The 11,032-nt window shown below is 73.1% G+C and carries 10 protein-coding genes; 6 read left to right on the top strand and 4 right to left on the bottom strand.

Annotated features, from left to right (window positions below; genetic code table 11):
* Positions 1-64: 64 nt before the first annotated feature.
* Together AMIR_RS13475 and AMIR_RS13470 are read right to left on the bottom strand one after the other, a co-directional pair.
* On the bottom strand, positions 65-307 hold the full coding sequence (locus AMIR_RS13475; RefSeq protein WP_015801518.1) for a ferredoxin: 243 nt from the start codon (positions 305-307) through the stop codon (positions 65-67).
* A complete protein-coding gene (locus AMIR_RS13470) occupies positions 304-1,491 on the bottom strand; it encodes a cytochrome P450 (protein ID WP_015801517.1) in 1,188 nt (395 codons plus the stop codon). The genes AMIR_RS13475 and AMIR_RS13470 overlap by 4 nt, the downstream gene beginning before the upstream one ends.
* A 557-nt stretch (positions 1,492-2,048) precedes the next feature.
* Here AMIR_RS13470 and AMIR_RS13465 point away from each other — a divergent pair.
* The 4 genes from AMIR_RS13465 (at position 2,049) to AMIR_RS13450 (ending at position 7,273) form a co-directional block, all read left to right on the top strand.
* Positions 2,049-3,401: a KamA family radical SAM protein gene (locus AMIR_RS13465; RefSeq protein ID WP_015801516.1), complete on the top strand. Its 1,353-nt coding sequence runs from the start codon at positions 2,049-2,051 to the stop codon at positions 3,399-3,401.
* A 95-nt stretch (positions 3,402-3,496) separates the two neighbouring features.
* Positions 3,497-4,756 carry a pyridoxal phosphate-dependent aminotransferase gene (locus AMIR_RS13460; protein WP_015801515.1) on the top strand — a complete coding sequence of 420 codons (1,260 nt, stop codon included), beginning with the start codon at positions 3,497-3,499 and terminating at the stop codon, positions 4,754-4,756.
* Positions 4,757-4,782: 26 nt separating this feature from the next.
* Positions 4,783-5,709, top strand: a complete 927-nt coding sequence (locus AMIR_RS13455; RefSeq protein WP_015801514.1) for an ACP S-malonyltransferase — start codon at positions 4,783-4,785, stop codon at positions 5,707-5,709.
* Positions 5,710-5,749: 40 nt separating this feature from the next.
* Positions 5,750-7,273: an AMP-binding protein gene (locus AMIR_RS13450; RefSeq protein WP_015801513.1), complete on the top strand. Its 1,524-nt coding sequence runs from the start codon at positions 5,750-5,752 to the stop codon at positions 7,271-7,273.
* 114 nt (positions 7,274-7,387) lie between these two features.
* Here AMIR_RS13450 and AMIR_RS13445 read toward each other — a convergent pair whose 3' ends face one another.
* Positions 7,388-8,977 (bottom strand): AMP-binding protein, encoded by a 1,590-nt coding sequence (locus tag AMIR_RS13445; protein WP_015801512.1) that lies wholly within the window; start codon positions 8,975-8,977, stop codon positions 7,388-7,390.
* 218 nt (positions 8,978-9,195) lie between these two features.
* Between AMIR_RS13445 and AMIR_RS13440 the strand changes: the two genes are divergently transcribed.
* Positions 9,196-9,444, top strand: coding sequence for a phosphopantetheine-binding protein (locus tag AMIR_RS13440; protein WP_015801511.1), 249 nt, complete (start codon positions 9,196-9,198; stop codon positions 9,442-9,444).
* Positions 9,445-9,600: 156 nt separating this feature from the next.
* Entirely contained in the window at positions 9,601-10,086 is a 486-nt protein-coding gene (locus AMIR_RS13435) for a hypothetical protein (protein ID WP_015801510.1), read from the top strand.
* Between the two features lie 13 nt (positions 10,087-10,099).
* On the opposite strand, the gene AMIR_RS13430 is transcribed toward AMIR_RS13435, so the two are convergent.
* On the bottom strand, positions 10,100-10,990 hold the full coding sequence (locus tag AMIR_RS13430) for a proline iminopeptidase-family hydrolase (protein ID WP_015801509.1): 891 nt from the start codon (positions 10,988-10,990) through the stop codon (positions 10,100-10,102).
* Between the last annotated feature and the right edge of the window lie 42 nt (positions 10,991-11,032).

Below are 11,032 nucleotides of genomic sequence, written 5' to 3'. Positions count from 1 at the left end.
CCTGACGTGGCTCGTCCCCGGACCGGGAGGGTGGTCTCCCGGCCGGGGACGGCGGTGGTCGGGCTTACTCCTCGGGTGCGAGCACCCGGCCCGTGGCCGTCTCGGTGACGGTGATCGCGGCCATGGGGCACATGTCCGCCGCGTCGAGCAGGTACTGCGCGGGACCGGTCTCGGTCGCGCGGGCGGCGGCCTTGCCGTCGCGGATCTCCAGGTGCTCCGGCGAGGTGCTCACGCACACGCCGGTGCCGATGCAGGCCGCGCGGTCGACGGCGACCGACCAGGAGGTGGCCTCGGTGGTGTGGTTCACCAGGCCACCCGCAGCTTCTTCGGGCCGCGCACCAGCAGGCCGCGCTTCCACTCCACGCCCTCGTCGCCCTCGGCGAGGCGCAGGTTCGGGAACTTGGTGGTGATGACCTCCAGCATGACCTGGAGCTCCATGCGGGCGAGCTGCGCGCCGAGGCAGTGGTGCGGGCCGTGGCCGAACGCGACGTGCGGGTTCGACTCGCGGGTGAAGTCCATCTTCTCCGGCTCGGCGAAGACCTCCGGGTCGCGGTTGGCTCCGGGGATCGAGGCCAGGATCGGCTCGCCCTCGCGGACGACGATGGTGCCGAGCTTGACGTCCTCGGTGGCGTAGCGGGGGAACAGCGCGGCCGGGTTGAGCGGGATGAACCGCAGCATCTCCTCCACGGCGGCCGGGATCAGCTCGGGCTCGGCCTTGAGCTGCTCGTAGTGCTCGGGGCTGGTGAGCAGGGCGTACAGGAAGTTCGGGATGTGCGTGGAGACGGCCTCGGACCCGGTCAGCAGCAGGCCGACGCTCGCGATCGAGAGCAGCTCCTGCTCGGTGAGCTGGTCCTCGTCGTCGCGGGCGCGCACCAGGGCGGTGAGCAGGTCGTCGGTGGGCTCCTCGCGGCGCTGGGCCACCAGGGTGGCCATGTACGCGAACAGCTCCTCGGCCTGGGACATGACCGGCTTGGCCGTGTTGGTCAGGCCGTCGGTCCAGACCCGGAACTTGCCCCGGTCCTCGAAGGGCACGCCGATGAGGTCGCAGATGACGGCGATCGGGAAGGGCAGCGCGAAGTGCTCGACCAGGTCGACGGGCGAGCCGTGGGCGATCATGTCGTCGGCGCACTTCTCCGCGATGCGCACCGCGTGGGGGCGCATGGCGTTGACGCGCCGGGCGGTCAGCGCCTTGCCCGCGAGCTTGCGCAGGCGGGTGTGGTCCGGCGGGTCGAGGCCCACGATGCCCTCGTACGCCATCTCCTCGCGCAACCGGGGCTGGTCCTGGCCCTGCGCCGCCGCCCGGCTGAAGCGCGGGTCGGTCAGCACGGTCTTGGTGTCTTCGTACCCGAGGGTCAACCAGGAGACCTCGCCGTAGGGCATCTGCACCCGGTTGACGGGCTCCGCGCTGCGCAGCTCGGCGTAGATGGGATCGACGTGGATACCCAGTTCCTCGCTGAACGGGTAGGTCCGGACCTGCTGGGTTTCTGTCATCCGTCTTCTCCTCCGGGTGCGCGGGAGCCTGCCCGACCACCGCGCGCCGGTCCCTTTGGGCCTGTGCCCGGAAGCCGTTCCCGGCTGCCACGTGAATGGCTCTGGGAAATTCCCGCCCCCGGTCGTTGAGAAAGACTAAGCACGTCGCGGAAGTCCGCTAAACCCCGGAAGTCCCCCTACGGTCCCCCTAGCCGCCCGGCGACCGCCCCGCCCCACCCCCGACCCCGACCACCGGTCAGCGGAAGCCCCCACCTGGGGATTCGGCCGAGGTCCGGGGCGCGGGGCGGCGCCCACCGGCTGCGGGCGCGGGGCGGTGAGGGGTCGCGCAGGGGCCGCGCTAGGGGTTGCGCGGGGGCATTTCGCGCTTAAGGTCGCTCAGCGGAACCACCCGCGAACTTCCCCTCGTGCGTTCTCCGCGCGGTGCGCTCGCCTCGCGCCGCACTCGCCGCGCGCCGATCGGCGCGCGGTCGGACGCCCATTTCCCAGCACCGCGGTCTTTCCGCGCCGCGGCCGTTCGAGCGAAAAACCGGGAAGACCGAAACGGAAGGTGCTCGCGCATGTCCCTGCCGCTCGCCGTTCTCCCGGAGGCGCCCCGCTTCCGGTCGTTGGGGCCCCACCACGTCGACGAGGTCGCGGCCAGGTACGCGCCGCGCGCGGACCTGATGGAGGCGGTGCGGGTCATCTCGCAGGTGCTGCCGTTCCGGGTCAACGAGTACGTGCTCTCGCACCTGATCGACTGGGCCCGCGTGCCGAACGACCCGATCTTCCAGCTGGTGTTCCCGCAGCGCGGGATGCTGGCCGAGGACGACGAGCGCGAGCTGGCCGACCTGCTGCGCGCCAAGGACAAGCGCGGGCTGCGGCTGGCCGTGGAGCGGGTGCGCGGCGGGCTGAACCCGCACCCGGCCGGGCAGAAGGAGCTCAACGTCCCGATGCTGGACGGGGAGGTGCTGCCGGGCGTGCAGCACAAGTACCGGGAGACGGCGCTGTACTTCCCGCAGCAGGGCCAGACCTGCCACGCCTACTGCACCTACTGCTTCCGCTGGGCGCAGTTCGTCGGCGACGCGGACCTGCGGTTCGCCGCGCCCGGCCCGGAGCTGCTGGTGCGCTACCTGCGCCAGCACCCGGCGGTGACCGACGTGCTGGTCACCGGCGGCGACCCGATGATCATGAGCACCGAGCGGCTGCGCTCGCACCTGGAGCCGCTGCTGGCGGTGGACACCGTGCGCACGATCCGGATCGGCACGAAGTCGGTGGCCTACTGGCCGCACCGCTTCACCACCGACCCGGACGCGGACGAGGTGCTGCGCCTGTTCGAGCGCGTGGTGGCCTCGGGCCGCTCGCTGGCGGTGATGGCGCACTTCAGCCACCCGCGCGAGCTGGAGACCGACCAGGCCCGCGCGGCGCTCGCCCGGATCAGGGCGACCGGCGCGGTCGTCTACTGCCAGGCGCCGCTGATCAAGCACGTCAACGACGACTCGCGGGTGTGGGCCGACATGTGGCGCGGCGAGCTGTCCGCGGGCCTGGTGCCCTACTACATGTTCGTCGAGCGCGACACCGGTCCCCGCGAGTACTTCAAGGTGCCGCTGGCCCGCGCGGTCGACATCTTCCAGGGCGCCTACCGGACGCTGCCGGGCCTGGCGCGCACGGTGCGCGGCCCGAGCATGTCCGCCACGCCCGGCAAGGTGCTGGTCGACGGCGTCGAGGACGCCCCGGACGGCAAGCACTTCCGGCTGCGCATGGTGCAGGCGCGCGTCCCCGAGCTGGTGGGCCGCCCGTTCCGGGCCCGGTTCTCGGAGACCGCGTCGTGGCTGAACGAGCTGGAGATCGACCCGTCGACGCCCGCCGACCTGCTGGCCGCCGTGACCAGCGCGGTCCCGAAGAGCGCGCCGCAGACCGCGGCGCTCGGCTGAGCGCCCCCTTCTCCGCGCTCGGCCGGGCGCCGCACCCCGGCGCCCGCACCGCTCTCCCCCGCGTTCCCCACTCCCCCACGACGAAAGGGCTCGGTGTGGCCGTCCGGAAGATCTCGCCCAACCTGGCGCTGGACCACCTGGTCTCGCTGCGCCAGGCCGCCGGTGAGCCGATCGTGCACCTGGGGTTCGGCGAATCGCGCCTGCCCGTGTTCCCCGGCCTGGTGGAGCGGCTCGCCGAGGGCGCGGACCGCAACTCCTACGGTCCGGTGCCCGGCGCGCCGGGCGTGCTGCGGGCGTTCGCCGAGTACTGCGCGCGGCGGTCGCTGCCGACCGACCCCGACCAGGTGGTCGTCGCCCCCGGCAGCAAGGCGCTGCTGCTGGCGCTGCAGCTGGTCGTGCCCGGCGACGTGCTGCTGGCGCAGCCGTGCTGGGTGACGTACGCGCCGCAGGCGGTGCTGGCGGGCAAGCGGGTGTTCGGGGTGCCGGTGCCCGCCGAGTGCGGCGGCGTCCCGGACCCGGACGCGCTGCGCGAGCGGGTGCGGCAGGCGCGCGCCGAGGGCGGTGACCCGCGCATCGTCGTCCTCACCTCGCCGGACAACCCCACCGGCACCACCGCCACGGCGGACCTGGTGCGGCGGATCTGCGCCGTCGCCGAGGAGGAGGACCTCCTGCTGGTGTCCGACGAGATCTACCGGGACGTGCTCCACGACCCCGGCTTCGAGTACCTCAGCCCCGCCGAGGTGTCGCCCTCGCGCACCGTCGTCATCACCGGGCTGAGCAAGAGCCTGGCGCTGGGCGGCTGGCGGATCGGCGCGGCCCGCTTCCCCGCCGACGAGGCCGGGCGGCGGATGCGCGCGGACGTGGCGTCGGTGGCCAGCGAGGTGTGGTCGACGCTGGCGGGCCCGATGCAGGCGGTCGCCGAGTACGCGTTCGACGAGCCCGCCGAGCTGGTGGCGCGGCGCGACGCCGACGCGCGGCTGCACGGCGCGGTGGCGCGGGCGGTGTGGCGGATCGCCGAGGACGCGGGCGCGCTGACCCGGCCGCCCACGGGCGGGTTCTACGTGTACCCGGACTTCGAGCCGCTGCGCGAGCCGCTGGCCCGGCGCGGGGTCGTGGACGGCGAGACGCTGCAGGCGCACCTGTTCACCGAGTCCGGGGTGGCGGTGCTGGCGGGCGTGCACTTCGGCGACGACGCGCGGGCGCTGCGGTTCCGGGCGGCGACGAGCGTGCTGTACGGCAGCACCCGCGAGGAGCAGCACGCGGCGATGGCCGCGGCGGACCCGACGGCCGTGCCGCACGTGGCCGAGTCGCTGGCCGCGATCGAGCAGGCGTTCACCAAGCTGAGCGCGGGCTGAGCCGGTCCGGGATGAGGGAGTCTGGGATGAGCGTGCCGACCGCGATCGCGTTCCCCGGCATGGGGCCGGTGCAGTTCGCCGACGTCGCGAAGTTCATGCTGGTCAACCCGTTCGCGCGCGAGCTGGTGGGCGTGGCGGACGAGGTGCTGGGCGTCGACCTGTTCGCCGCGCTGCGCGAGAGCGGCTCGGACTACTCGGCGGCGGCGCAGGTGGGGTTCCTGGTGAACTGCCTGGCGCTGGCCCGGTGGGCCGAGCACGAGCACGGGTTCGCGCCGGAGCTGGTGACCGGGGCGAGCTTCGGCGGCAAGGCCGCGGCGGTCCACTCCGGGGCGATCAGCGCCGAGGAGGGCATCTGGCTGACGGCCGAGCTGGTGCGGGTGGAGACCGAGTACTTCACCGCCGAGCACGGCGACGTGGTGACGCTGTCGTTCGCCCGCACCCCGCAGGACGTGCTGGACGCGGCGCTGGCGGAGCTGGACGACTGGCACGAGCTGTCGTGCCGGGTGGACGTGGACTTCGCGATGGTCTCGCTCAAGCGCGACAAGGTGGGCTGGTTCTCCGACCGGTTGCGCGCGGCGGGCGGGCTGCCGCTGTACGAGATGGACCCGCCGCTGCACGTGAGCCTGTTCGGCGGGCTGCGCGACCGGATCGAGCGGGAGCTGCTGTCCCAGGTGACGTTCCGCGACCCGGCAGTGCCGGTGGTGGCCGACCAGGACGGGTCGGTGCGCACCACCGCCGAGGGCGTGCGGGCGGTGCTGCTCGACGGCGTGGTGCGGACGGTGCGGTGGCCGTCGGTGGTGGGGACGCTGCGCGAGCGCGGCGTGGAGCGGCTGTGCGTGGCGGGGCAGGACTCGCTGTTCGGGCGGGTCGCCTGCACCAGGGACAACTTCGAGGTGCTGGCGGCGACGCCACGACTGGCCACGCGGCCGTACAAGCGGCCCGCGCTGGTCTGAGCGCGCGGTTCTGATCGCGCCAGAGGATTTGGGAGGACACATGGCCCTGCGCGAGACCGACCCCGTGCTGCACGCGCGCTTCCTGCGCGGGCTGGCCGCCAACCCGGACGGGGTGGCGCTGCGGCTGCCGGACGGGCGGGAGGTCGCCTACCGGGAGCTGCACGAGCTGGCCCTGTCCTGGGCCGGGGCGCTGTGGGCGGCGGGCAGCCCGCCGGTGGTGGGCGTGCTGGCGGGCAAGACCCTGGAGTCGTACGCGGGCCTGCTCGCGGTGCTCTACTCCGGGGCGACCGCCGTGCCGCTGCACCCGGAGTTCCCGGCCTCCCGCACCCGCAGGATGCTCGACGCGGCCGGGGTGTCCGCGCTGCTGGTGGACGAGGCGGGGCTGACCGCGCTGGAGGCCCTGGGCCCCGAGTCGGCGATCCCGGTGCACGCGCCGCTGGCCGCGCACGTCGGGGACCACAAGTTCCTGCCCGGCGCCGACCCGCTGGACGCGCCGGTCGACGTGCGCCCGGAGTCGACCGCCTACGTGCTGTTCACCTCCGGCTCGACCGGCCGCCCCAAGGGCGTGCCGACCACGCACGCGAGCGCCGACCACTACTTCTCCGTGATCGAGGAGCGGTTCGACTTCACGTCGGCCGACCGGTTCTCCCAGTCGTTCGACCTGAACTTCGACTGCGCGGTGTTCGACCTGTTCTGCGCCTGGGGCGCGGGCGCGCAGCTGCACCCGATCCCCGGCACGGCCTACCGGGACCTGCCCGCGTTCGTGGCCGAGCGGGGCCTGACGGTGTGGTTCTCCACCCCGTCGGCGATCACGCTGGTGCGCCGCCTGGGCGGGCTCGGCGCGGGGTCGATGCCGGGGCTGCGGTGGAGCCTGTTCGCGGGCGAGGCGCTGCGCCAGGCCGACGCGCAGGACTGGTTGGCGGCGGCGTCCGGGTCGGGGTTGGAGAACATCTACGGCCCCACCGAGCTGACCATCACCATCACCGGCCACCGCTGGGGCCCGGACTCGCCGTCGTTGTGCCTGAACGGGCTCACCCCGATCGGCGAGGTGCACGCGGGCCACGACTGGCTGCTGCTGGGCGAGGACGGCGAGCCGGACGGCGTGGAGGGCGAGCTGTGCGTGACCGGCGCGCAGCTCACCGCGGGCTACCTGGACCCGTCAGACGACGTGGGCCGGTTCCTGGAGCACGGCGGGCGCCGCTGGTACCGCACCGGCGACCGGGTGCGCAGGCACCCGGACGGCACGCTGGTGTACCTGGGCAGGCTGGACTCGCAGGTGCAGCTGGCCGGGTGGCGGGTGGAGCTGGCCGAGGTGGAGCACGCGCTGCGCGGGTGCGACGGGGTGCTCGACGCGGTCGCGGTGACCAGGCAGGCCGGGGACGGGCTGGAGCTGGTGGTCTACTACACCGGGTCGCCGACGCCCGCGCGGCTGCTGTCGCGGGAGCTGCGGGACGTGCTGCCCAAGGGCATGGTGCCGCGCGACTACCGGCACGTGGCGGAGTTCCCGCTCAACTCCAACCGCAAGGTGGACCGGGGCGAGCTGACCCGGATGGCCGCGAGCTGACGGGTCCGCCGCCGGGGAACCCCCTGGCGCGGCGGAACCCTTGGCGCACAACAACTCCGCTACCACGAAGGCCCCGACTCCCCGCGGAGTCGGGGCCTTCGCCGTTGCCGGGGTTCAGCGCTTGCCGCTCCTGGCGAGCAGCGCGGCCCGGTCGACCTTGCCGTTGGCGGTGGTGGGCAGCTCGTCGAGCACCTGGACCTTCTGCGGCACCATGTAGTCCGGCAGCGCCTCCATGCAGAACGCCTTGAGCTCCAGCTCCTCCAGCTCGGCGACGCCCGACGAGAGGGTCACGTACAGCACCAGCACCGGTTCCCGCTCGGCGATGGGCAGCAGCACGGCGGTGGCCGCCGCGACGCCGGGGAAGTCGGTGGCGCGGCGCTCGATCTCGCCCAGCTCCACCCGGTTGCCCCGGATCTTGACCTGGGAGTCGGCGCGCCCGACGAAGTACAGCTCGCCGTCCTCGCCGAGGCGGCCGAGGTCGCCGGTGCGGAACACGACCTGGCCGGAGCGCGGGTTGAGCGGGTCGGGCACCAGGGCGCGGGCGGTGGCCTCGGGGTCGTCCCAGTAGGCGGTGAACAGGGCGCCGCTGCGCAGGTGGATGTGGCCGACGGCGCCGACCTCGGAGACCGCGCCGCCGTCCTCGTCGTCGATCAGGGTCATCTCGGCGCCGGGGTGGGCGTGCCCGATGGACAGCTCCTCCACGTCCGGGCCGAGCGGGTCGGGGACGTCGGTGAAGGAGGCGGCGACGGACTCGGAGCTGCCGAAGCAGTTGACGATCCGCAGGCCCGGCAGCACCTCGCGCAGGGTCCGCAGCTCGGGCAGCGGGAACTTCTCGCCGGAGTAGAGGATGCCCTTGATCCCGCCGCCCAGTTCGGCGAGCAGCTCGGTCTCGTGCTTGAGGACGGGGCGCCAGATCGACGGGACGCCGTCGACCTGGGTGGCGCGCGAGTCGTGCAGGAACTGGAGGAACCGGCGCGGCCAGCGCAGCAGGTCGCGGGGCACCGGGACGACGGACGCGCCGCTGCCGAGCGCGAGGCCGATGTCCAGCAGGGAGAAGTCGAACTGGAGCGGCGGGGTGGTGGCGACCCGGTCCTCGGCGGAGACGATGCCGTGGGCGAGCATCCCGCGGAAGAACGCGAGGATCGCGCGGTGGCTCATCACGACGCCCTTGGGGCGGCCGGTGGTGCCCGAGGTGAAGATCATGTAGGCCGGGTCGGCGGGGGTGATCTCCCTGCGGCGCCGGACGCGGGGCGGCGGCTCGCGGTCGACGGCGAGGCCGTCCGGGCCGAACCGGGCGAGCCCGATCGACTCGGGGAGGCCCTCGCGGCGGCCGGTGTCGGACTGGAGGTGCAGGGCGGGCTCGACGGTGTCGACGATGGCGCGCAGGCGCTGCGCGGGGGTCTCGGGGCTGACCGGGATGTAGGTCAGGCCGAGCGTCGAGCACGCCAGGAGGGCGGCGATGGACCAGGGCGTGGTGTCGGACTCCAGGATCACCCGGTCGCCGACGTCCAGCCCCAGCTCGTCCAGCCGGGCGGCGAGCGCGGTGACCCGGCGCTCCAGCTGCCGGTAGGAGATCGTGCCGACCTCACCGTTGACGCACTCGACGACCGCGGGCGCGTCCGGGGTCAGCCGAGCTCCCGCGAGCAGGAATTCGTGCAGCGTCCCGACTGATTCCTGCGCGCGCGCGAACACTTCTCGGACCATGCTCCGGAACACCTCTCAACCACGGTCGAAGGCAAAGGACGAAAAGACTCGCCACGACGCTATCAGCGCAGGTAGGAGACTTGGCCCCGAGTCAAACCCCTAGCGCCCCCCTAACCGCCGGATTCACCCCCCGACCTGGCGCGGAAATCATTCCGGAGGGGTTTTCCCGGTGCTAGCTTCGGGATGAGCCGGACCATTGACCCGTGAGGTGGAAGTCCATGTGGGACCAGCGTTTCGAGGAAATCCTGCGCAAGCACCTGCCGTTCGCCGAGCCGGGCGACGAGCTGGCCGAGGACGCGGACCTGCGCGACCTCGGCCTGGACTCGCTGGCGATGGTGGACCTGCTGGCGGACCTGGAGAAGGGCTTCGCGGTGCGCTTCCGCGACGACGCCCTGAAGGCCGAGACGTTCCGCACCCCGAGCACGCTGTGGGCGGCGCTGTCGGGGTTGCTGGAGCCGTCGGCCTGAGCGGAGGCGGCACACCGCCGGGCTGAGCGCCCGACGCGGAAGGGGGAGGTCCCGGCCGGGACCTCCCCCTTCGCCGTGCTCGGGGTGGACTTGCGGACTTGCGGACTTGCGGATTTCACGAGCGGTCCACAGGGGCCGCCCTACGGTCGAGCACCAATGAAGATCAACACGAAGCTCGCCGTCACCGCCGTCGTCGCGGCGCTGGCGGCCGGGGCGTTCTGGTCCCTGCTCGACGAGGTCAGGGAGCACGAGGCGCCCCTGGACCCCGCCGCGCTCATCGAGGCGACCGAGGTGACCGGCTTCAGGCGGGTGGCGGTGACCGACCGGAACCTGCCCGCCGACCTCGTGTCCTACGCGATCTTCGTGGGCCCGAGGACCCCAACCGCCCCCGAGGTCCGCGTGGCCGACCGCGACGACACCTTCACCGCAGGGGCGACCGTCCCCGAGGAGTGGCGGGGAGCCCTGGAAGCGGTGTCGAACGCCCGGCTGCGCGCCGATTGCCGGGCGGACGTCCTGCGCTTCCTGCCGGGCCACCCGTCGGACGACCAACTGCGGTCGTGGCAGGTCGAGGTGTCCGACGTGCGCCGGGGAAGGACGGACGTCGTCCACGTCCGGATCGCCTGCGGCCGGGAAAGGCACTGAAGAGCACCGCCCCCTACAGCCCCTTCAGGAACTCCAGCAGCACCCGGTGGAAGTGCTCCGGGTTCTCCGCGTGCGGCAGGTGGCTGGAGTCGGGGACGACCTCGTAGTGGGCGCCGGGGATCAGCTCGTGGAACGGGGCGGTGGCGGCTTCGGTGATCTCGTCGTGCTCGCCGCGCAGCACCAGGGTGGGCGCGGTGATGTTCGGCAGGAGCGGGATCACCGAGTGGTCCTTGAGGGTGCCGGTGATGTGGAACTCGTTGGGGCCGTTCATGGTCCCGTACACCGTCGGGTCCGCCGAGATCTCCAGCAGGCTCGCCTCCAGCTCCGCGGGCACCGGCTGGACGCGGCACACGTGCCTCCGGTAGAAGACCTCGCTGGCGGAGCGGTACTCCGCGCTGTCGGTGGTGCCCGCGGCCTCGTGGCGCAGCAGGCGCTCGTTGACCACCGGCGGCAGGGTCTTGCGCAGCTCCACCAGCTCCTCGATCCACAGCGGGTACGAGGCGGGGGCGTTGGCGATCACCAGGCCCTGCAGGCCCTTCGGCCTGCGGGCCGCCCACTCGGCGACCAGGACACCGCCCCAGGACTGTCCGAACAGGACGTTCCGGTCGGCGATCCCGAGCGCCCCCAGCAGGTTCTCCAGCTCGTCAAGGAACAGCTCGGACGTCCAGAAGTCCGCTCCCCGGTCCCGCAGGTGCGTGGAGCCGCCGTTGCCGAGCTGGTCGTAGTGCACCACCGGCCAGCCGTCGTCGACCAGGCGGGTCAGCGGCAGCAGGTAGTCGTGGGTGCTGCCCGGACCGCCGTGCACGACGACCACCGGAGGGCGGTCACCGTTCAGGTCCCCGGTGACCCGGTACCACGTGCGGTACGGCCCGAACGGCACCGTTCCCTTGGCGCTGGGGACCATCAGGTCGCACTTCCCCTCGTGAGAAAACCCCGGTGTGACAAG

It is taken from the genome of Actinosynnema mirum DSM 43827 (assembly GCF_000023245.1).
Taxonomy (GTDB): domain Bacteria; phylum Actinomycetota; class Actinomycetes; order Mycobacteriales; family Pseudonocardiaceae; genus Actinosynnema; species Actinosynnema mirum.
The sequence above is the reverse complement of the archived record's forward strand: the minus strand, read 5'-3'. Positions and strand labels throughout refer to the sequence as shown.